General features: G+C 74.2%; 21 protein-coding genes, 1 tRNA gene and 1 other RNA gene. 13 read left to right on the plus strand and 10 right to left on the minus strand.

Features of this window, described 5'->3' with window-relative positions; genetic code table 11:
- Positions 1 to 48: 48 nt before the first annotated feature.
- Both aceA and aceB read left to right on the plus strand, forming a co-directional pair.
- A complete protein-coding gene (aceA, locus tag AFE02nite_RS01670) occupies positions 49 to 1,464 on the plus strand; it encodes an isocitrate lyase (RefSeq protein ID WP_146818969.1) in 1,416 nt (471 codons plus the stop codon).
- A complete protein-coding gene (gene aceB, locus AFE02nite_RS01675) occupies positions 1,461 to 3,185 on the plus strand; it encodes a malate synthase A (RefSeq protein ID WP_146818970.1) in 1,725 nt (574 codons plus the stop codon). Before aceA ends, aceB begins: the two co-directional genes overlap by 4 nt.
- 13 nt (positions 3,186 to 3,198) lie before the next feature.
- Here aceB and AFE02nite_RS01680 read toward each other — a convergent pair whose 3' ends face one another.
- Both AFE02nite_RS01680 and AFE02nite_RS01685 read right to left on the minus strand, forming a co-directional pair.
- On the minus strand, positions 3,199 to 3,384 hold the full coding sequence (locus AFE02nite_RS01680; protein WP_034243409.1) for a hypothetical protein: 186 nt from the start codon (positions 3,382 to 3,384) through the stop codon (positions 3,199 to 3,201).
- 101 nt (positions 3,385 to 3,485) lie between these two features.
- The gene (locus AFE02nite_RS01685) at positions 3,486 to 3,800 is read right to left on the minus strand and encodes a YtxH domain-containing protein (RefSeq protein ID WP_052113382.1); all 315 of its coding nucleotides are present in this window, start codon (positions 3,798 to 3,800) and stop codon (positions 3,486 to 3,488) included.
- Between the two features lie 156 nt (positions 3,801 to 3,956).
- Here AFE02nite_RS01685 and def point away from each other — a divergent pair, with 156 nt between their 5' ends.
- Together def and AFE02nite_RS01695 are read left to right on the plus strand one after the other, a co-directional pair.
- Positions 3,957 to 4,448 (plus strand): peptide deformylase, encoded by a 492-nt coding sequence (gene def, locus AFE02nite_RS01690; RefSeq protein WP_034243407.1) that lies wholly within the window; start codon positions 3,957 to 3,959, stop codon positions 4,446 to 4,448.
- A 150-nt stretch (positions 4,449 to 4,598) separates the two neighbouring features.
- Positions 4,599 to 5,099: a DUF3145 domain-containing protein gene (locus AFE02nite_RS01695; RefSeq protein ID WP_034243404.1), complete on the plus strand. Its 501-nt coding sequence runs from the start codon at positions 4,599 to 4,601 to the stop codon at positions 5,097 to 5,099.
- 91 nt (positions 5,100 to 5,190) lie between these two features.
- Here the strand turns inward: AFE02nite_RS01695 and AFE02nite_RS01700 are convergent, their stop codons facing one another.
- From AFE02nite_RS01700 to AFE02nite_RS01720, 5 genes are all read right to left on the minus strand, one after another.
- Positions 5,191 to 6,432, minus strand: coding sequence for a beta-ketoacyl-[acyl-carrier-protein] synthase family protein (locus tag AFE02nite_RS01700; RefSeq protein ID WP_034243402.1), 1,242 nt, complete (start codon positions 6,430 to 6,432; stop codon positions 5,191 to 5,193).
- 67 nt (positions 6,433 to 6,499) lie between these two features.
- Entirely contained in the window at positions 6,500 to 6,748 is a 249-nt protein-coding gene (locus AFE02nite_RS01705) for an acyl carrier protein (RefSeq protein WP_034243399.1), read from the minus strand.
- Between the two features lie 78 nt (positions 6,749 to 6,826).
- Positions 6,827 to 7,828 (minus strand): beta-ketoacyl-ACP synthase III, encoded by a 1,002-nt coding sequence (locus AFE02nite_RS01710; protein WP_034243396.1) that lies wholly within the window; start codon positions 7,826 to 7,828, stop codon positions 6,827 to 6,829.
- Positions 7,825 to 8,799: an ACP S-malonyltransferase gene (locus AFE02nite_RS01715; protein ID WP_034243393.1), complete on the minus strand. Its 975-nt coding sequence runs from the start codon at positions 8,797 to 8,799 to the stop codon at positions 7,825 to 7,827. Before AFE02nite_RS01715 ends, AFE02nite_RS01710 begins: the two co-directional genes overlap by 4 nt.
- Positions 8,800 to 8,921: 122 nt before the next feature.
- A complete protein-coding gene (locus tag AFE02nite_RS01720) occupies positions 8,922 to 10,088 on the minus strand; it encodes a PucR family transcriptional regulator (RefSeq protein WP_146818971.1) in 1,167 nt (388 codons plus the stop codon).
- Between the two features lie 146 nt (positions 10,089 to 10,234).
- On the opposite strand from AFE02nite_RS01720, the gene AFE02nite_RS01725 reads away from it, so the two are divergent.
- Entirely contained in the window at positions 10,235 to 10,918 is a 684-nt protein-coding gene (locus AFE02nite_RS01725) for a hypothetical protein (RefSeq protein ID WP_034245240.1), read from the plus strand.
- Positions 10,919 to 10,994: 76 nt separating this feature from the next.
- Here AFE02nite_RS01725 and aceE read toward each other — a convergent pair whose 3' ends face one another.
- On the minus strand, positions 10,995 to 13,736 hold the full coding sequence (gene aceE / locus AFE02nite_RS01730; RefSeq protein WP_034245243.1) for a pyruvate dehydrogenase (acetyl-transferring), homodimeric type: 2,742 nt from the start codon (positions 13,734 to 13,736) through the stop codon (positions 10,995 to 10,997).
- A gap of 321 nt (positions 13,737 to 14,057) precedes the next feature.
- Here aceE and AFE02nite_RS01735 point away from each other — a divergent pair, with 321 nt between their 5' ends.
- The 3 genes from AFE02nite_RS01735 to AFE02nite_RS01745 all read left to right on the plus strand — a co-directional run bounded on the left by AFE02nite_RS01735 (position 14,058) and on the right by AFE02nite_RS01745 (position 15,094).
- Positions 14,058 to 14,483 carry a DUF3052 domain-containing protein gene (locus AFE02nite_RS01735; protein ID WP_034245246.1) on the plus strand — a complete coding sequence of 142 codons (426 nt, stop codon included), beginning with the start codon at positions 14,058 to 14,060 and terminating at the stop codon, positions 14,481 to 14,483.
- The gene (locus AFE02nite_RS01740; protein ID WP_034245249.1) at positions 14,480 to 14,950 is read left to right on the plus strand and encodes a peroxiredoxin; all 471 of its coding nucleotides are present in this window, start codon (positions 14,480 to 14,482) and stop codon (positions 14,948 to 14,950) included. Before AFE02nite_RS01735 ends, AFE02nite_RS01740 begins: the two co-directional genes overlap by 4 nt.
- A 70-nt stretch (positions 14,951 to 15,020) precedes the next feature.
- Positions 15,021 to 15,094 (plus strand) — tRNA-Val (locus AFE02nite_RS01745).
- Positions 15,095 to 15,119: 25 nt separating this feature from the next.
- Here the strand turns inward: AFE02nite_RS01745 and AFE02nite_RS01750 are convergent.
- The gene (locus AFE02nite_RS01750; RefSeq protein WP_052113590.1) at positions 15,120 to 15,557 is read right to left on the minus strand and encodes a GAF domain-containing protein; all 438 of its coding nucleotides are present in this window, start codon (positions 15,555 to 15,557) and stop codon (positions 15,120 to 15,122) included.
- Between the two features lie 113 nt (positions 15,558 to 15,670).
- Here AFE02nite_RS01750 and AFE02nite_RS01755 point away from each other — a divergent pair, with 113 nt between their 5' ends.
- The 5 genes from AFE02nite_RS01755 (at position 15,671) to AFE02nite_RS01775 (ending at position 19,441) form a co-directional block, all read left to right on the plus strand.
- Entirely contained in the window at positions 15,671 to 16,912 is a 1,242-nt protein-coding gene (locus AFE02nite_RS01755) for a Nif3-like dinuclear metal center hexameric protein (protein WP_261765366.1), read from the plus strand.
- A complete protein-coding gene (locus AFE02nite_RS01760) occupies positions 16,909 to 17,649 on the plus strand; it encodes a zinc ribbon domain-containing protein (RefSeq protein WP_034245251.1) in 741 nt (246 codons plus the stop codon). Before AFE02nite_RS01755 ends, AFE02nite_RS01760 begins: the two co-directional genes overlap by 4 nt.
- Complete coding sequence (locus tag AFE02nite_RS01765) at positions 17,646 to 18,359, plus strand: histidine phosphatase family protein (protein ID WP_052113591.1); 714 nt, start codon at positions 17,646 to 17,648, stop codon at positions 18,357 to 18,359. The genes AFE02nite_RS01760 and AFE02nite_RS01765 overlap by 4 nt, the downstream gene beginning before the upstream one ends.
- A 25-nt stretch (positions 18,360 to 18,384) precedes the next feature.
- Positions 18,385 to 18,765, plus strand: an RNA gene (rnpB, locus tag AFE02nite_RS01770) — RNase P RNA component class A.
- Positions 18,766 to 19,057: 292 nt separating this feature from the next.
- Positions 19,058 to 19,441, plus strand: a complete 384-nt coding sequence (locus tag AFE02nite_RS01775; RefSeq protein WP_034245254.1) for a hypothetical protein — start codon at positions 19,058 to 19,060, stop codon at positions 19,439 to 19,441.
- 13 nt (positions 19,442 to 19,454) lie between these two features.
- Here AFE02nite_RS01775 and AFE02nite_RS01780 read toward each other — a convergent pair whose 3' ends face one another.
- Entirely contained in the window at positions 19,455 to 20,267 is an 813-nt protein-coding gene (locus tag AFE02nite_RS01780; RefSeq protein WP_052113592.1) for an MBL fold metallo-hydrolase, read from the minus strand.
- Positions 20,268 to 20,356: the final 89 nt, after the last annotated feature.

Here is a 20,356-nt window from a genome sequence, read left to right on the forward strand (position 1 = left end):
AGCGCGCCGCAAGGTGGACAGGTCAGGCCCAACGGAGGGAGACCACCCATGGACGCGAACACCGCAGCCACTGTCGGCATCAGCCGCCCGCAGCACGGGCCGCGCCGGCTCGCCCTGGCCGGTGACGAGGCCTCGCGTCGCCGGCCCCGGCCGGGCGACCAGGTGCAGACCGCCGCCGAGCTCGAGCAGGAGTGGGCGAGCGACCCGCGGTGGTCCGGCGTCCGGCGCGACTACTCCGCGCAGGACGTGATCGACCTGCGCGGCACCGTGACCGAGGAGCACACGCTCGCCCGCCGCGGCGCCGAGCGCCTCTGGGAGCTGCTGCACACCGAGGAGTTCGTGCCCGCACTCGGCGCGCTGACCGGCAACCAGGCGGTCCAGCAGGTCCGCGCCGGCCTCAAGGCGATCTACCTGTCGGGGTGGCAGGTCGCCGCCGACGCGAACCTGTCGGGGCACACCTACCCGGACCAGAGCCTGTACCCGGCGAACTCGGTGCCCGCCGTCGTCCGTCGGATCAACAACGCCCTCCTGCGGGCGGACCAGGTGGACGCGGTCGAGGCGGCCCTCACGGGCGGGCCGGGCGCCGGCCGCCGCCTCGGCGAGTGGCTCGCGCCGATCGTGGCCGACGCCGAGGCCGGGTTCGGTGGCCCGCTGAACGCCTACGAGCTCATGCGGGCGATGATCGCCGCGGGCGCCGCGGGTGTGCACTGGGAGGACCAGCTCGCCGCCGAGAAGAAGTGCGGCCACCTGGGCGGCAAGGTCCTCGTCCCGACGTCCCAGCACGTGCGCACCCTCAGCGCGGCGCGCCTCGCGGCCGACGTCGCGGGGGTGCCCACGCTCGTCGTGGCGCGGACGGACGCGCTCGCGGCGGACCTGCTGACCTCCGACGTCGACCCGCGCGACGCCGAGTTCCTCACCGGCGAGCGGACCGTCGAGGGCTACGTCCGGGTGCGTCCGGGCCTGGATGCCGTGGTCGCGCGGTCGCTGGCGTACGCGGAGTACGCGGACCTGCTGTGGGTGGAGACCGGCGAGCCCGACCTCGCCCTGGCGCGGGAGTTCGCCGAGCGGATCCACGAGCGGTTCCCCGGCAAGCTCCTCGCCTACAACTGCTCGCCGTCGTTCAACTGGAAGGCCCACCTCGACGACGCCGCGATCGCGCGCTTCCAGCGCGAGCTCGCCTCGTACGGGTACGCGTTCCAGTTCATCACCCTCGCCGGCTTCCACGCCCTCAACCACGCGATGTTCCAGCTCGCGCGGGGCTACGCCGAGCACGGGATGACCGCCTACGTCGCCCTGCAGGAGGCCGAGTTCGCCGCCGAGGCAGACGGCTACACCGCGACGAGGCACCAGCGCGAGGTCGGCACGGGCTACTTCGACCGCGTCGCGACAGTGCTCAACCCGGACAGCGTGACGACCGCGATGGCCGGCTCCACCGAGACCGCCCGGTTCGGAGGACACCGATGAACGCACTCCCGCAGGCCACCACGACCAGCCGACCCACGGCGCCGGCACCCGCACCCGCCGCCACGCCCGACGGCGTCGCCCCGTTCGCGCACGCAACCGCGCGCGTCGAGGTGGTCGGGCCGCCGGTCGCCGGTTCGGCGACCATCCTGACCCCGGAGGCGCTCGCCTTCCTGACCGAGCTGCACGTCCGCTTCGCGGGTCGGCGGCACGACCTGCTCCTCGAGCGCCAGCGGCGGCAGGAGCGCTACGCCAACGGCCTGGACCCGGACTTCCTGCCCGAGACGGCCGGCATCCGGGCCGACCCGACGTGGCGGGTCGCCGGGGCAGGGCCGGGCCTGGTGGACCGGCGCGTCGAGATCACCGGGCCGACGGACCGCAAGATGACGGTCAACGCGCTCAACTCCGGCGCGCGCGTGTGGCTCGCCGACCAGGAGGACGCGACCTCCCCGACGTGGGAGAACGTCGTCGGGGGGCAGCACAGCCTCTACGACGCGATCCGCGGGCAGGTCGACTTCGTCTCGCCCGAGGGCAAGGAGTACCGGGTCGGGCCGACGACCCCGACGATCGTCATGCGACCGCGTGGCTGGCACCTGGCGGAGCGGCACCTGCGGTTCGTGGACCGCGCCGGCCAGCGGGCCGCGGCGTCGGCCAGCCTCGTCGACTTCGGCCTGTACGCGTTCCACAACGCGACGGCGCTCGTGGCGGCGGGCCGCGGCCCGTACTTCTACCTGCCGAAGATCGAGAACCGCCTCGAGGGGCGGCTGTGGGACGACGTGTTCACCGTCACGGAGACCTACCTCGGGCTGCCGCACGGGACGATCCGCGCCACCGTGCTCATCGAGACGATCACGGCCGCCTTCGAGATGGAGGAGATCCTCTACGAGCTCCGCGACCACTGCGCAGGCCTCAACGCCGGGCGGTGGGACTACATCTTCAGCATCATCAAGACCTTCCGGGAGCGGGGGCCGCGGTACGTCCTGCCCGACCGGTCGCAGGTGACGATGGACGTGCCCTTCATGCGCGCCTACACCGACCTCCTCGTGGCGACCTGCCACCGCAGGGGAGCGCACGCCATCGGCGGGATGTCGGCGTTCATCCCGAACCGCCGCGACCCCGAGGTCACCGCGCGCGCGCTCGACCAGGTGCGGGCCGACAAGGAGCGGGAGGCCGGGCAGGGCTTCGACGGCACGTGGGTCGCCCACCCCGACCTCGTGCCCGTCGCGCGCGAGGTCTTCGACGCCACGCTCGGCGACCGTCCGAACCAGCTCGACCGGCTGCGTGACGACGTCCGCGTCACGGCCGCGCAGCTGCTCGACTTCCGGTCGGCCAACGGCCGCGTCACCGAGGCGGGTGTGCGCGGGAACGTCGCCGTCGCGGTCCGCTACCTCGACTCGTGGCTGCGCGGTACCGGGGCGGCTGCCCTGGACAACCTCATGGAGGACGCCGCGACGGCCGAGATCTCGCGCTCGCAGATCTGGCAGTGGGTCCATCACGGGACCGAGACGGCCGAGGGGCGCCGGATCAGCCGCGCGTGGGTCGCCGAGGTGCTGTCGGAGGTCGTCGCGAGCCTGCCCAGGTCCGCGGGGGACCGGGTCGACGACGCCGCGGCGCTCTTCCGGCAGGTGGCGCTCGCCGATGAGTACCCGAGCTTCCTCACGCTGTCCGCCTACGCCCAGCACCTCGTCCAGCGACCGGAGGGACCGGTGCCGGATCGGTCGTGACGGGGCCGGGCGGTCAGCCCGCCAGCAGCGCGGTGACCAGGAACGCGGTCGAACCGAGTGCCAGCCCGACGACGGCCATCCGGAACCAGCGACGCTCGTCGGCGGCCCGGCCCGCCTGGCCGTGCCGGAACGCGGCGACCAGCGCGCCCGCGCCGCCGATGGTGCAGAGCCCACCGAGGGCCAAGGTCACGATCTCCACGGGGAGAGTCTGCCGCCTCGCCGCGGACGACGACGGCGCCGGTCACCTGGAGGGTGGCCGGCGCCGTCGTCGTCCGTCGTCGCCCCGCGGGGCGACCAGGGTCAGGAGGTGGCGCCAGGGGTCGACGTGGTGCCGCTCGTCGTGCCGTACGGGCTGTCGCCCTCGCCGGTGCGCGAGCGCACCGTGTCGGTCGCCGAGCGCACGGCCTCGGTGACCTTCTCGCGGATCTCGGGCGCCTTCTCCTTCACGATGGTCGCCGCGCGCTGCTCGACGTCGGACACCGTGCTCTTGACCCGCGGGTCCTCCCAGAGCTTCTGGGCCTGTGCGCGGATCTTCTCGAACTGCTCACGACCGGCGCGGGTGCCGAGCACGTAGCCGATCGCGCCGCCCACCAGGAATGCCGCCTTGGTCCGCATGGGGTCCTCCCGTCCTCGTGGCGCTCGCGCGCCCTGACTGTCGTCGAGCCTAGGTCGCGCCGCCGGTGGTCGCGCGCGGTATCGGCGACCCGATCATGGCGACGGGTCGCGCGGACCCGTGATCGGCCGGTCACCAGGGCATGGAAGGATGACGCCATGGCCATGCGTGACATCCGCGTCGTCGGTGACCCCGTCCTCCGGACGCCCTGCGAGCCCATCCGTGAGCGTGACGCGCGCGTCCGCGCCCTGGTAGAGGACCTCCTCGAGACGGTCGACGCCGACGGGCGAGCGGGACTCGCGGCGAACCAGATCGGCGTGAACCTGCGCGCCTTCTCCTGGAACATCGACGACGAGATCGGCTACGTCCTCAACCCGCGCCTCGTCGAGGTGTCCGAGGACGAGTACCAGGACGGCGACGAGGGCTGCCTGTCGGTCCCGGGCCTGTGGTTCCCGACCAAGCGCGCCTGGTACGCCCGCGTGGTGGGGGAGGACCTGGACGGGCGCGAGGTCGTCGTCGAGGGGACCGAGCTCATGGCGCGCTGCCTCCAGCACGAGTGCGACCACCTCGACGGCATGCTGTTCCTCGACCGCCTGGAGCGCGCCGAGCGCAAGAAGGCGATGCGGGCCATCCGCGAGCAGCTCGGCTGATCCGTCCACGGCCCGTGTTCGTGCTGGCCAAGCGCCCGCGCGTCGGGCATGCTGGTCCCAGCACGCCGCAGGCAACGCCAGGAAGTCGCACCTCTCGTTCGTGAACGAGGTCGTTGGGGAAGACGCACCTCGACCGAGCGGAGGATCGACATGGCCGGTGCCATCACCCGCGGTGTCCTTTTCGTGCACTCAGCGCCCCGAGCGCTGTGCCCGCACGTCGAATGGGCCGCCGGCGGCGTCCTCGGCGCGCGCGCGTCGCTGGACTGGACCGAGCAGCCCGCCGCGCCCGGCATGTTCCGAGCCGAGCTCTCCTGGCAGGGCGCACAGGGGACCGGCGCGCGCCTGACGTCGGCCCTGCGCGGCTGGGCGCACCTGCGCTACGAGGTGACCGAGGAGCCGAGCCACGGCAGCGACGGCGGGCGCTGGAGCCACACGCCGGATCTCGGGATCTTCCACGCCGTGACCGACGTGCACGGCAACATCCTCGTGCCGGAGGACCGGGTGCGGGCCGCGATGGAGCACGCCGAGGACCCGGCGCGGATGCGCCGCGAGCTCGACCTGGCGCTCGGCCAGGCCTGGGACGACGAGCTCGAGCCCTTCCGCTACGCGGGCGCAGGCGCGCCGGTCCGCTGGCTGCACCGCGTGGGCTGAGCCGCCCCTCGAGTGGAACGTCGCCCCTGCGACTCGCCACCGGGTGGAACGCAGTGCTCCGGTCTCGTTCCACCCGGCGGCGGAGAGAACGTCAGGCGGTGGTGAGCACCAGGGCCACGTTGTGGCCGCCGAAGCCGAACGAGTTGTTGATCGCCGCGAGCTGACCGTCGCGCAGCGCGCGCGGGGTGTCCCGGACCAGGTCCAGGGCGAGCTCGGGGTCCGGCTGCGACACGTTGATCGTGGGCGGTGCGGTCCGCTCCCGCAGCGCGAGCACGGTGAAGATCGTCTCGAGCGCCCCGGCGCCGCCCAGCAGGTGACCCGTCATCGACTTGGTGGCCGACAGGGCCACGCCGTCGGCGGCACCGCCCAGGACGGCCCGCACGGAGCGCGCCTCGACGAGGTCGCCGACGGTCGTCGACGTCGCGTGCGCGTTGACGTGCGCGACGTCGGCCGCCGCGACGCCCGCGTCCTCGAGGGCCCGGCGCATCGCGGCGATCTGGCCGCGGCCCTCGGGCTCGGGAGACGTCATGTGGTACCCGTCCGCCGACAAGCCGATGCCGACGAGACGCGCGTGGACCCGTGCGCCACGTGCCGCGGCGTGCGCGGCGCTCTCGAGCACGACGATGCCTGCGCCCTCGCCGAGCACGAAGCCGTCCCGCTCGACGTCGTAGGGCCGCGAGGCGGCCGTCGGGTCGTCGTTCCGTGTCGACAACGTGCGGGACGCCGCGAAGGCCGCGATCGGCATCGGGTGGATGGCGGCCTCGGTCCCCCCGGCGACGACGACGTCGGCCCGCCCGGTGCGGATCATCTCCGCCGCGTAGCCGATCGCCTCGGCCCCCGACGCGCAGGCGGAGACGAGCGCGTGCGCGCCGGCCTGCGCGCCGATCTCCAGCCCGACGTACGCGGTGGGGGAGTTGGGCATGAGCATCGGCACAGTCATCGGCAGGACGCGGCGGGCGCCCTTCTCCCGCAGCGTGTCCCACGCGTCGAGCGTGGTCCAGATCCCGCCGATGCCGGAGGACACGACCGCACCGAGCCGGGTCGGCTCGACCTCGGGTGCGCCGGCGTGGGCCCACGCCTCCCGCAGGGCGACCATCGCGTACTGCGCCGACGGGTCCATGCGCTTCATCTCGGGCCGGGACAGCACCTCCGACGGCGGGACCCGGAGCTGCGCCGCGAAGGTCACGGGGAGCTCGTAGGTCGCGGCCCAGTCGTTGTCGAACGTGCGCGCGCCGGACTCGCCGGCGAGCGCGGCGGCCCAGGTGCTGGGCACGTCGCCGCCGAGCGGCGTCGTGGCGCCGAGTCCGGTGATGACGACCTCGGGTGCGGTCACGGTTCCTCCTGCGGGGTGCCGGAAGCCTCCGGCGGCCGGGCTCGGCCGCCGGACGCTCCGGGACGGATCAGGCCTGGGCGCCGGCGATGAAGCTGACGGCGTCGCCCACGGTCGCGAGGTTCTTGACCTCGTCGTCGGGGATGCGGACCGAGAACTTCTCCTCGGCCAGCGTGACGATCGTCATCATCGACAGCGAGTCGATGTCGAGGTCGTCGGTGAAGGACTTCTCCGGCGAGACGGAGTCGGTCGGCAGCCCGGTCTCCTCGCTGACGATCTCCGCCAGGCCGGCCAGGATCTCCTGCTCGCTGTACGCCATCGGTTCTCTCCTCATCGTGGTGGGCCTGCGGCCCGGGGGGTTGCGGGCGCCCGTCGGGGCCCGGTGGATCAGGTTCGCTCAGGGAAGCACGACCACCTGAGCGGCGTACACGAGCCCGGCGCCGAAGCCGATCTGCAGGGCGAGCGCGCCGCTGGTGACCTGGCCCTCGCGGAGCAGGCGCTCGGCGGCGAGCGGGATCGAGGCGGCCGAGGTGTTGCCGGTGTCGGCGATGTCCCGGCCGATGACGACGCGCTCGGGCAGGTGGAGCTGCTTGACCATCTGGTCGATGATCCGCATGTTCGCCTGGTGCGGGATGAAGGCGTCCAGGTCGTCCACCGTCACGCCGGCGGCCGCGAGGGCCTTCTCGGCGATCGGCGCCATCTGCCACACGGCCCACTTGAAGACGCTGGCGCCCTCCTGGCGGAGCGTCGGCCACTCGGCTCCCTGCTCGAACGCCTCCTTCCAGGAGGCGGTCTGCTTGATGAGGTGGCCCTGGCCTGCGGAGCCCCAGACGGTCGGGCCGATGCCCGGCGTGTCGGAGGCGCCCACGACCACGGCACCGGCGCCGTCGCCCAGGAGGAACGAGATGGACCGGTCCGTCGGGTCGACGAAGTCGCTCATCTTCTCCGCGCCGACGACCAGCACGTGCTGCGCCGCCCCCGCCCGCACCAGGGCGTCAGCCTGCCCGATGCCGTAGGCGTAGCCGGCGCACGCGGCCGACAGGTCGTAGGCCGCGGCGGGCACGGCGCCGAGGCGGTCGGCGAGCAGCGCGGCCGCCGACGGCGTCTGGTGGAAGTACGTGGTGGTCGCGACGATCACGGCGTCGACGTCGGCGGGCTGGAGGCCGGCGTGCTCGATCGCGGCGCGCGCGGCGCCCTCGGCGAGGTCGACGACGTCGACGTCCGCCGCCGCGCGCGTGCGCGTGACGATGCCGGTCCGCTGGCGGATCCACTCGTCGCTGGAGTCGATGGGGCCCGCGATCTCGTCGTTCGTCACGACGCGGTCCCCACGGACGCCCCCGATGCCGAGGATGCGCGTGTACGCCGGTCCGGAGCTCTGGGTCAGGGTCGGGCGCGTCACTGCGGGGCCTCCTCGGGTCGCCGGGTGGTGTGGCGGAGCACGAGGTCGCGCGCGGCCTCGAGGTCGTCGGGGCTGGACAGGGCCACCGTCTCCACGCCCGGCAGGCCGCGGCGGGCGAGCCCGGTCAGCACGCCCGCGGGTGCCAGCTCGACGAGCCCGGTCACCCCCATGGCCTGCATCGTCTGCTGGCACAGGTCCCAGCGCACCGGCGCGACGACCTGCTCGGCGAGCCGGTGCAGCACCTCGCGGCCACGCCCGAACGGGCAGCCGTGGTGCACGGGGTAGGTGCGGCCGTCGGCGTCGGACAGGAGGGGCAGGGCGGGGTCCTGCGCGGGCCACGACGCCGCGACGGGCGCGAACTCCTCCTGCGCGGACTGCATGTACGGCGTGTGGAACGCCCCGGCGACCTGGAGTGGGATCACCCGCGCGCGGGCGGGCGGCGCGGCGACGAACGCCGCGAGCGCGTCCCGAGACCCCGCGGCGACGACCTGTCCACCGCCGTTGACGTTCGCCGGGTAGAGCCCGGCGGACTCGATCGCCGCGAGGACGGCCTCGGGCTCCCCGCCGACGACGGCGGCCATGCGGGTGGGCGTGACGGCGGCGGCGCCGGCCATGCTGCGGGCGCGGTGGGCGACGAGCCCGACGGCGCCCTCGTCCGTGAGCACCCCCGCCACGGCGGCCGCGGCGAGCTCGCCGACCGAGTGCCCCGCCGTGACGTCGACCACCTCGCTCGCCGGACGTCCGTCGAGGAGTGCGCGCAGCGCCAGCAGCGACGCGGCGACGATGAGCGGCTGGGCGACGGCCGTGTCCCGGATCGTGTCGGCGTCCGACTCGGTGCCGTGCCGCACGAGATCCACGCCGCAGGCGTCGGCGAACGCCGACAACCGGTCGGCCGCGCCCGGGAGCTCGAGCCATGGACGGAGGAACCCGGGGGACTGGGAGCCCTGACCCGGGCACACGACCGCTAGCACCCGTCCACCATGCCGAACCGGGTGGGCGGCACCGGCCTCCGACGCACACCACGATCGCGGAGAGTCCTTGTGCGCTCCCTACAACGGCCGCCGACGCACGCTCGTGCTCGTGCCCGCACCCCTCAGGAGGAGGCGCCGTCGAGGCGCCCCAGCGCGAGCGCCGTCTGCAGCACGTAGCCCTCGCGCGGGTCGAGCGGGTCCCAGCCGGTGACCTCGGCCACCTTCCGCAGCCGGTACCGCACGGTGTTCGGATGCACGTAGAGCACGCGGGCGGCGGCCTCGAGCGAGCGGCCGTGCTCGGCGTGCGCCGCGAGCGTCTCGAGCAAGGAGCCGCCGGCCGCGGCGAGCGGGGCGTACACCTGCTCGACGAGCGTGCGACGCGCGATCGCGTCACCGACGAGCACCCGCTCGGGAAGCAGGTCGTCGGCGGCCACCGGACGCGGCGCGGTCGGCCAGGCCCGGGCGGCGGCGTGCCCGGCGAGCGCCGCCGCCGCCGAGGCGCCCGCGTGCTCGAGCCCGGTCACGACGGGGCCGATGACCACGGGACCCGGGCCGAAGCGCGGGACGAGCGACGTCGCGCCCGCGCGCAGGTCGCCCTCGCCCCCCAGGACCACCACCACGCGGTCACCGTGGATGCCGACGAGCGCGTCGTCCGCCGCGCGGCGCGTCGCCCGCCGAAGCTCGGCCGCCCGGACGTCGTCGAACGGCTGGGCCACGGTGCCGACCATGACGAGCGACTGACCGTGGCCGCTCCAGCCGAGTGCGGCGACGCGCGACCGCAGGGCGTCGTCCGCGTCGCCGCGGACGATGGCGTCCACGACGAGGGCCTCGAGGCGGGCGTCCCACGCGCCGCGGGCCTCGGCCGCGCGGGCGTACACCTCGGCCGCGGAGAAGGCCACCTCGCGGGAGTAGCGCAGGACGGCCTCCCGGAGGTCGCGCTCGCTGCCCGGAGCCGCGAGCCGGTCGCTGTGGTCCTCCACCACCTCGACGAGGATCCGGACCAGCTGCAGGGTCTGCTGGAGCGAGACCGACCGCGTGAGCTCGGGCGGGGCGGCCGCGAAGATCTCGTTCGCCCCCGTCGGCGGGCTGCTCGGGTCCGCGAACCACGTGATGAAGCTGGAGATGCCCGCCTGGACGACCAGGCCGACCCAGGACCGGTCCTCAGCAGGCAGTGCCCGGTACCAGGGCAGTCCCTCGTCCAGCTTGCGCGAGGCTGCCGCGGAGAGCAGTCCGCTCCCGTCGTGCAGCCGACGCAGGGTGTGGGCCTGATCACGCGTGGGCGCTGGCATGTCGACGAGGATAGGGGGACCGGGGGCCTCGGGCACAGCGCGCCGTTGTAGGGACCCCACAAGGTTCCGGTCTGGCCTCCTGCCTGGCCGGCATCGGGGTCCCGCTGAGCCGGTGCGGTTTGGTCACGGGCGGCTATCGTCGGGGTATGGACTTCCTCCCACGCTTGCGACGACTCGTGCGCCGTCCGGCGTCGGGCTACAAGGTCGGTCTGCGACGGCCGACCTCGATCGGTCGCCGGGACAGCGTCCGCGAGGACGCCGTGCGCATCAAGCTGAGCGAGGACCCCAACGACGCCAAGGCGTTCGGGGCACTGGCCGAGATGGTGCGCCGTCGCGCCGCGGAGGTCGGCACGGACGGGGACCCGCTGACCGCACCGCAGGACGAGATGGAGAAGCAGCGCGCGGCGGACCTCGCCGTGTGGTCGCTGGCCGAGGAGCTGGCCGGGCACCCGCGCGCCTGGTACCCGCTCATCGAGCTCGCTCGGCTGTCGATCCACGACGACCACGAGGGCGCGCTGCGCAGGCTGGCGACGGCCGCCGAGCGCGACCCCGCCGGCCACGCGCTCGTGGAGGGCCTCCAGATGCTGCGTGACGCCGGGATGCCCGTGGAGGCGCTCGGCCTCGGCGTGGGCCACTGGCGCGTCAAGGAGCAGCCGGTCGAGATCGCCCGGCAGCTCGTGCTCGCCGCGGTCGAGGCGGACCGGCCGCTGGATGCCAAGCAGCACCTCGCCGCCCTCGAGCTGCACCCGGACCACGCCGCCGTCGCCGCGCTGCGCCCCGAGCTCGAGGCGATGGTCGCGCACGCCGAGCAGCGGATCGCGGGCACCTGAGGCCGACGCGCCGACGACGAACGGCGGGGGCCCCGGACGATGCGTCCGGGGCCCCCGCCGTTGCTCGTGCGGTGCGTCAGGAATCGCCGCCGGCGGTGCCGGAGCGGCCGGCCCGCGCGTCGTGCAGCTGGTAGCGCTCGATCGCCTGGGCGACGGCCTCCGCGGGGACCTCGCCGCGGCGCGCGAGGAGCTGGAGCACCTTCGCAGCCGTCGTCGGGCCGTCGATGTGGAAGTGCCGCCGTGCCGCCGCGCGGGTGTCGGAGAAGCCGAAGCCGTCCGCACCGAGCGTGGCGTACTCACCGGGGATCCAGGCCCGGACCTGGTCGGCCAGCAGGTGGTTGTAGTCGCTCGTCGCCACGAACGGCCCCTGCGCACCCTGCAGCTTCGCGGTGAGGTACGGCACGCGCGCCTCGGCCTCGGGGTGCAGGAAGTTGTGCTCGTCCGCCGCCAGCCCGTCGCGCCGCAGCTCGTTCCACGACGTCACCGACCACACGTCGGCCTGAACGCCCCAGTCCTGCGCCAGCAGCTCGGAGGCCTCGAGCGCCCACGGCACGCCCACGCCGGACGCGAGGATCTGGGCGCGCGGGCCCTCGCCCTCGGCGCGGTGGACGCGGTGGATGCCGCGCAGGATGCCCTCGACGTCGACGTCCTCCGGCTCCGCCGGCTGCGGCATCGGCTCGTTGTAGACCGTGAGGTAGTACATGACGTCCGGGTCGCGGGGGTCGTCGGTGCCGTACATCCGCTGGATGCCGTCACGGACGATGTGCCGGATCTCGTACGCCCACGCCGGGTCGTAGTGCACGACGGCAGGGTTGGTCTGCGCGAGCAGCGGCGAGTGGCCGTCCGCGTGCTGCAGGCCCTCGCCGGCGAGCGTGGTCCGGCCTGCGGTGGCACCGATGATGAAGCCGCGCGTCATCTGGTCGCCGGCCGCCCAGAACTGGTCGCCGGTCCGCTGGAAGCCGAACATCGAGTAGAAGATGTAGAACGGCACCAGCGCCTGGCCGTGCGTGGCGTACGACGTGCCGACGGCCTGGAACGCCGACGCCGACCCCGCCTCGTTGATGCCGGTGTGCAGCACCTGGCCGCTCTCCGACTCCTTGTAGGAGAGCATCAGCTCGCGGTCGACGGCGAGGTAGTTCTGCCCGAGCGTGTTGAAGATCTTCGCCGTCGGGAAGACCGCGTCGAGACCGAACGTGCGGGCCTCGTCGGGGATGATCGGCACGATCCGCTGGCCGAACTCCTTGTCCTTCATGAGCTCCTTGAGGAGCCGGACGAAGGCCATGGTGGTCGCGACCTGCTGGGCGCCCGAGCCCTTCTTGATGACCTCGTACGGCTTCTCGTCGGGCAGGGCGAGCGGCGCGAAGGTGCTGCGGCGCTCCGGGAGGAACCCGCCCAGGGCCTTGCGGCGCTCGATCATGTACCGGATCTCGGGGGCGTCCGCGCCGGGGTGGTAGTACGGCGCGTTGAACGGGTCCTCGAGCTGGGCGTCGTCCAGCGGGATGTGCAGGAAGTCGCGCAGCGCCTTCAGGTCGTCCGTCTTCAGCTTCTTCATCTGGTGCGTCGCGTTGCGCCCCGCGAAGTGGCTGCCGAGGCCGTAGCCCTTGATGGTCTTGGCGAGGATGACCGTCGGCTGGCCGGTGGCCTGCGTGGCGGCCGCGTAGGCCGCGTAGACCTTGCGGTAGTCGTGGCCGCCGCGCTTGAGGGCCCAGATCTCGTCGTCGGTCATCCGCTCGACGAGCGCCTTGGTGCGCGGGTCGCGCCCGAAGAAGTGCTCACGGACGAACGCGCCGTTCTCGGCCTTGTAGGTCTGGTAGTCGCCGTCGGGCGTGACGTTCATGAGGTTGACCAGGGCGCGGTCCTTGTCCGCGTTGAGCAGCGCGTCCCACTCGCGGCCCCAGACCACCTTGATGACGTTCCAGCCGGCACCGCGGAAGAACGCCTCGAGCTCCTGGATGATCTTGCCGTTGCCGCGCACGGGGCCGTCCAGGCGCTGCAGGTTGCAGTTGACGACGAACGTCAGGTTGTCGAGCTGCTGCTGCGCGGCGAGCTGCAGCATGCCGCGGCTCTCCGGCTCGTCCATCTCGCCGTCGCCGAGGAACGCCCACACGCGCTGGGCGGAGGTGTCCTTGATCCCGCGGTTGTGCAGGTACTTGTTGACCCACGCCTGGTAGATCGCCGACGACGGGCCGAGGCCCATCGACACGGTCGGGAACTCCCAGAAGTCCGGCATGAGCCGCGGGTGCGGGTAGGAGGACAGGCCGCCGCCCGGCTTGGAGACCTCCTGGCGGAACGCGTCGAGCTGGTCCGGGGACAGCCGGCCCTCGAGGAACGCCCGCGCGTAGATGCCGGGGGAGGCGTGACCCTGGAAGTAGACCTGGTCGCCGCCGCCCGGGTGGTCCTTGCCGCGGAAGAAGTGGTTGAAGCCGACCTCGTAGAGCGTCGCGACCGACGCGTAGGACGAGATGTGACCGCCGACGCTGATCTCGGGTCGCTGCGCGCGGGTGACCATGACGGCCGCGTTCCACCGGATCAGGCGGCGGTACGCGCGCTCGAGGGTCTCGTCGCCGGGGAAGTACGGCTCCTCGTGCACGCCGATCGTGTTGACGTACGGCGTCGTCAGGTAGCTGGGCACGGGCACGTTCCGCTCGCGCGCCCGCTTGAGGAGGCTCAGGAGCACGTAGCGGGCCCGGGGGCCGCCGCGCTCGTCGAGCAGGCCGTCGAACGACTCGACCCACTCGTCCGTCTCGCTGGGGTCGATGTCCGGCACCTGGCTCAGGAGTCCGTTGATGAGCGGGCCGGTCGTGTCGCGTGCTGCCACCGAGATCCTCACCTCTGTCGTCGCACCGGCCGGTCGCCGCGGTGCGTGTCCCGTACCCGGCCCCCGCCGGTGGGTGCCGGGTACGGGACCTTGGTCGTAGGACCATTGTCGCCCTCTTCCCCCCGCGAAGTCACACCGCGACCCGTCGGTTCGCCTCCGGCGTAGCGCGACGTCGGTCACACCTGCGGCGGCGTCACCGACCGGAACTCGGCGCCGCTCCGCGCGGCACGGCTTGCCACGGACCGCCCCCATGCGGTGGGCTTACCGCCAGGGACGCGGGCGAGGGCCCGCGAACGGGGACGAAGGGAACGGGCAGACACAGTGGGCGGGACCGAGGAGCTCGGTAGCAGCGCGGGCGCTGCGCGGCTGGGCTTCACCGCAGGACAGGTGATCCAGGAGTTCGGCTACGGCGACGACGTGGACGGCGACCTGCGGGACGCGATCGAGGGCGTCGTCGGGGGCGAGCTGGTCGACGAGGACTACGACGACATCGCTGACGGCGTCATCCTCTGGTGGCGCGACGGCGACGGCGACCTCACCGACGCCCTCGTCGACGTGCACGCGAGCCTCGACGACGGTCGCGGCCTGATCTGGCTGCTCACCCGCAAGGCGGGACGCAGCGGCCACGTCGACCACATGGACATCGAGGAGGCCGCCACGACGGCCGGTCTGCACGCCACCAGCACCCTGTCGATCGCGCCGGACTGGTCCGCCACCCGGCTGGGAACCCGCAGCCGCGGCAAGTGAGCGCGCCGACGCCGGTCCCGCGCCCGGGCGACCCCGCCCCGGAGTTCGTCCTGCCCGACGCCCACGGCACGCCCGTGTCCCTGGTGGGGCTGCGCGGCACGCCGGTGGTCCTGGTCTTCTTCCCCTTCGCGTTCTCGGGCATCTGCACGTCCGAGCTGGCGGAGCTGCGCGACAACATCGAGGACTTCGAGGCGGTCGGCGTCCGTCTGCTCGGCGTCTCGTGCGACCCGCGGTACGCGTTGCGGGCGTGGAGCGAGGAGGAGGGGTTCGGCTTCGACCTCCTCTCGGACTTCTGGCCCCACGGCGCCGCGGCCCGCTCGTACGGGGTCTTCGACGACGCCGCCGGGATGGCGCTGCGCGGCAGCTTCCTGGTCGACGCCGACGGCATCGTCCGCTGGCGCATCGTCAACGGCCCGGGCGAGGCGCGGGAGCTCGGCGCCTACCGAGCCGCGCTGGCCGGCCTGTAGCAGCACCGGGCGTGGCGGTCTGGCCGGCAGCCCTAGGGCAGCGGCGTCGGCACCGGTAGGCTGACCCGCCGGGCCTGTAGCTCAGGTGGTCAGAGCGCCGCGCTTACACCGCGGAGGTCGTCGGTTCGAGGCCGGCCGGGCCCACCCCTTCGTCAGCGCGCCAGGATCGTCAGCGCCCCGCCAGGCCGTGCTCCCGCACCGCCCGCGCCAGCTCCTGAGCGAACCCGTCGGCCCGCACCAGCGCCTCCGCGTCCCACGGGTCCAGCGTCTCGGCGTACAGGTTCAGTGCGAGGGTGACGCCGTCCTGCACGTACGCGGGCAGGGCGGCGCCGGACCGGAAGCCGCCGGCCTGCGCGGCCGCGACCCACCCCGCCCAGCGGGTCTCGAGCGAGACGTCCGGCACGATGACGCCCGAGAGCTGGTCCATCGCGAGGACGCAGGGACCGCCGCGCTCGGCGACCTCGGCGTCGTCGCACGCCGCGGCCCGCGGGTCCGAGCTGGCGACCCGCCGTAGCCCGAGCTCCATGCGCAGGATCACGCTGCAGGACGTCGCGCCGCCGATGCGCTCCGCGGCCTCGTCCAGGATCTGCTGCACGTCTGCGGTCATCTCCTCACCCCCGCGCGCACGGTGTCACGCACCCGTCTCCTCGGGCAAACCCCGTGGTCGCGTCGGCGCCGGCGACCGGTCGGCGGTGGACCGGCGCCCGGTACCGTGGCCACGTGAGCCGTGCCGCTGAGCCTGTGCCCGAGCCGGCGTCCGCCGCCGGCGCCGCGCGCCTGTCCGACGTCGTCCGCCTGCTCGAGCGCCGCTACCCGCCGGGGCTCGCCGAGTCCTGGGATGCCGTCGGGACGGTGTGCGGCGACCCGGACCAGCCGGTCCGGCGCGTGCTGCTCGCCATCGACGCCACGACGGCCGTCGTGGACGAGGCGCTGGAGTGGGGCGCGGACCTGCTGTGGACGCACCACCCGCTCCTGCTCCGCGCGGTGCACGGCGTCGCCGCGACGACGAGCAAGGGGGCCGCGGTCCACCGGCTGGTGCGTGGCGGGTGTGCCCTGCACGTGACCCACACGAACGCCGACGCCCCCGACGGCGGCGTGCCCGACGCCCTCGCCGCGGCGCTCGGCGTCGGGGACCGCGCGCCGCTCGTCCCGCGGCCGACGGAACCGCTCGACAAGGTCGTCGTGATGGTGCCCGTCGCCGACGAGGAGCGGCTCGTCGACGCCCTCGCCGCCGCGGGCGCCGGTGCGATCGGTGAGTACCACCGGTGCGCCTGGACCACGACGGGGATCGGCACCTTCGTCCCGGGGGAGCGGGCGGAGCCGGCGATCGGCGAACGCGGGTTCGTCACGCGGATCGAGGAGGCCCGGGTGGAGATGGTGGCCCCGCGTCGCCTGCGCGACGGCGTCGTCGCGGCCCTGCGTGCCACGCACCCGTACGAGGAGCCTGCGTTCGACGTCCTCGAGCTGGCCTCCTTCGCGGGACGTTCGGGGGGTGGGCGCGTCGGCGACCTGCCGGCGCCGATGACGCTCGGTGACTTCGCCCGGCGGGTCGCGCAGGTGCTGCCGCCGACCGCGCAAGGCGTGCGCGTGGCCGGCGACCTGGCGGCACCGGTGCGGCGCGTGGCCGTCGTGGGTGGCTCCGGTGACTCCTTCTTCGACGCCGTCCGGAGCTCCGGGGCGGACGTCTACGTCACGGGCGACCTGCGTCACCACCCGGCCCTCGAGCTGCGCGAGCGGGCCCGCTTCGAGGCCGCACGGGAGGGCCGGGTGCCCGAGGACGGGCGGCCGTTCCTGGTCGACGTCGCGCACTCGGCCAGCGAGTGGCCCTGGCTGGCGCGCGCGGCCGCGGACCTGGCCGACGACGTCCGGGCTCTCGGCACTACGGTGGAGACCCGCGTGAGCGCCGTCCGCACCGATCCCTGGACCGCGCACGTCCCGTCCCCGACCGGAGGTCAGCCGTGACGTCAGCCCCTGTGGCCGACCAGCTCCGCCTGCTCGACGTGCAGGCCCTCGACACGCGCGCTCAGCAGATCGCGCACGCCAGGGCCTCCCACCCCCAGCGCGCGACCGTGCAGGAGCTCTCCGCACGGGTCGCGCAGCTCGACGAGCAGCTCGTGGTGGCCCGCACGGCCGTCAGCGACGCACGCCGTGAGCTCGCCAAGGCCGAGGCGGACGTCGAGCTGGTCCGCTCGCGCGCGGCGCGGGACCAGACGCGCGTCGACTCCGGGCAGGTGAGCGTCAAGGACGTCCAGGCCCTCAGCGGCGAGCTCGAGGCGCTCGCGCGCCGCAAGGCGGCCCTCGAGGACGTCGAGATCGAGGTCATGGAGCGACTCGAGGCCCTGGAGGGCGAGCTCGCCTCGCTCGAGGCGGAGGCGGACGCGGCCCGTGCCGACCGCGCCGCTGCGTCCGCCGAGCTCGACAGCGCGCTCGCCGACCTCGACGCCCAGGCCGCCGCCGTCGTCGCCGAGCGGGCGACCACGGCGGAAGGGCTCGACGCAGGGCTGGTGGCCCTGTACGACAAGCTGCGCGCCCAGCTCGGCAGCGGCGTGGCGGCACTTCGCGGCCACCGTTGCGAGGGCTGTCGCCTCGAGCTGAACGCCAGCGAGCTCGCGCGGATCACGGCGCTGCCGGCGGACGAGGTCGTGCGCTGCGACGAGTGCGGGCGCATCCTCGTGCGGGGCGCGGACGCCGCACGATGACCCGCGGGTCCGCTCGCGGCCCGGCGCGCGAACGGCGGCCCAGCGGCGCGCTCGTCCGGTTCGACGACGAGGAGCCGCTCACCGTGGTGCTCGTGCGCCACGGCGAGACGGCGATGACGGCCGCCAAGGCCTACTCCGGCTCGTCGGTCCCTGGGCCGTCGCTCAGCCCGCACGGCCGCACGCAGGCTGCGCAGGCGGCCGACCTGGTCTTCCGGATCGGCCGGGAGGTCTGGCCGGACCTGCCCCGGCCGACGGCCGTCGTCGCCTCACCGATGGTGCGCACGCAGGAGACGGCCGCCGCCGTCGGGCGTCGCATGGGGTTGCACGTGACGACCGATGCGCTGTTCGCGGAGGCGGACTTCGGCGCGTGGGAGGGCAAGGCTCCCGACGAGATCGAGGCCGGCTGGCCGGGCGAGCTGCAGCGGTGGCACCGGGAGGCGGACTACCGCGCCCCGGGCGGGGAGTCCATGGACGACGTCGGCGACCGCGTGCGGGCGGGTCTCGAGGGTCTGCTGGCCGGGGGCGTGGACCGGACCGTCGTCGTGGTGAGCCACTCCGTGGCCATCCGGTCGGCGATCGGGGTGACCCTGGGCGTGTCGAGCGCGGTGTGGGGGTCGGTGCGGGTGGCGCCCGCGTCGGTGAGCATCGTGCGGTGGTGGGCCGACGGAGCGCGCGAGGTCGCCGTCGTCGGGATGCCGACCGACGCCTGATCGGCCGCTACGCTGGGGCTGCGGATGAGTCGGCCAGGCGGCCGCGTCGGGGGAGACCCCGCCGAGGAACGTCCGGGCTCCGCAGAGCAGGGTGGTGGGTAACGCCCACCCGGGGTGACCCGCGGGACAGTGCCACAGAGAACAGACCGCCATCCGGCAGGGCCTCGGCCAGGCCGGGCGGCAAGGGTGAAACGGTGGAGTAAGAGCCCACCAGCGCACCGGGTGACCGGTGCGGCTCGGCAAACCCCACCCGGAGCAAGGCCAGACAGGGAGCGTTCGAGGGCTGCTCGCCCGAGCTCCCGGGTAGGCCGCTGGAGGTGTGCGGCAACGTACACCCGAGATGGATGGCCGCCACCGGCGCCTTCGGGCGCCGGGACAGAACCCGGCGTACCGGCCGACTCATCCGCCCCGCTCGGCGGGGGCCCGCGCGGCGCGCGGACGCGTCGGGTGCGCGGCGTCCGTGGCGCGGGCGGGCCCGCCTTGCCCCTGACCTTCCCGGCGCTTGGCCACAGGCGGGCCGCATCGATTTAGCGCTTGGCGCGCTTTTGAACCGGCCAAGACCGATTCTTTTTCCCCGATGACCTCACGTTCGGGTCGGAGTGTGTCGATACTGGAGTCACGGCCGAGCTCGACTCGCCGCCACCGGTCCGGCAGACCGGCGGGTCACAACGGTGTTGCCTGTGGGCGGGAGGCAATCGATGGGGGAGAGCACCCTTCTCATCCTGGCTGGGCTGGGCGCGCTGGCATGGCTTCTCGCCGGCGGCTGGCCCTACGCGCGGGACCGCTATGTCGCGGACGACGGACCCATCGGCCTGGGCGCGGGCATCACCGCGGTCTGCCCTGGCTGCGTGCAGAGCGGCGTGGCCGGCCTCGACCCCGATGTCGCCCGGCGGCTCGCGGCAGGTCTGCGCGTGCCGGCGACCCTCGGCTCGGGTGTGGCGACGACGGGGCAGAGCCTGCGGCCGCTGGCCGTCGGCCGCGACGAGAGCCTCCGTGTCGAGTGCCCGGCCTGTGGCGCCGTGTACGCGGTGCTCGGCGTTCCCGCCGTCGTGGTCCCGGCCCCGCGCACCCCGGGCGACTGATAGGTCGCCAGGCTCACGCCTCGGGCGGGCGGCCGCCGCGCGCCCACAGCAGCTGGCGCTCGTGCTGAGCCGCCACCCACGGGTCGGCGAGCCGGTCGTCGGTCACCGTGTCGCCGGCCATCAGCCCCCGTAGGTAGGCGCGGTCCCGCCCCGCGCGTGCGTGCGCTCCTGCGGCGTCGGTGACCGTCCCGTGGCCCGGGATGACCACGCGGACGCCGTGCCGGTCGATCGTCGCCTCGAGCATGGCGATCGCCGCGAGATGGTCGCCCACCGGGTCGGGCGAGTCGAGATCGAGGAGCGGCACCTCGTCGTCGGACAGCAGGTCGCCCGCGCACAGCGCTCCCGGCCCCGGCAGGAGGAGGGCCGCGCTGCCCGGGCAGTGGGCGCGGTGCGGGAGGGCGAGCGCGCGCGGCCCGGACCAGGGCAAGGGGATCGCTCCGTCCGGCCCCGCGGCGTCGGGCAGCGCCGTGAGGCGTCCCGTGAGCACGTGGTCGTGGCCCGGTGCGTCGGCGTCGGTCTCGCGCACGAGCGCCTCACGGGTCTCGCGCGCGACGGTGCAGGCGTCCGGCGTCGCCCAGCGGGGCGCGTCGCCGAGACGCGCCGACCACAGGACGTGGTCCCAGTGCGGGTGGGTGGAGAACCCCGCCGTGACGCGCCAGCCGCGTGCAGCGACGGCGTCGGCCAGGCCGGCCAGGTCGGCCACGCTGACGCCCGGGTCCACGACGAGGCACGTGCCGTCGTCCGCGACCACCAGCGTGCTGGTCGTCGCCCAGATCTCCGCCGTGGCGACCGCGACACCCGGCGCGACGTCCACGAGCGGTCTCACGCGTCGTCCTCCTGGCTGCCTGGTCGGCGCAGCACGAAGAGGTCGCCGAACGGGGCGCCGCCTGACGCCCGGGACGCCTGCGTCATCGT

The organism is Actinotalea fermentans, assembly GCF_007991475.1.
Classification (GTDB): Bacteria; Actinomycetota; Actinomycetes; order Actinomycetales; family Cellulomonadaceae; genus Actinotalea; species Actinotalea fermentans.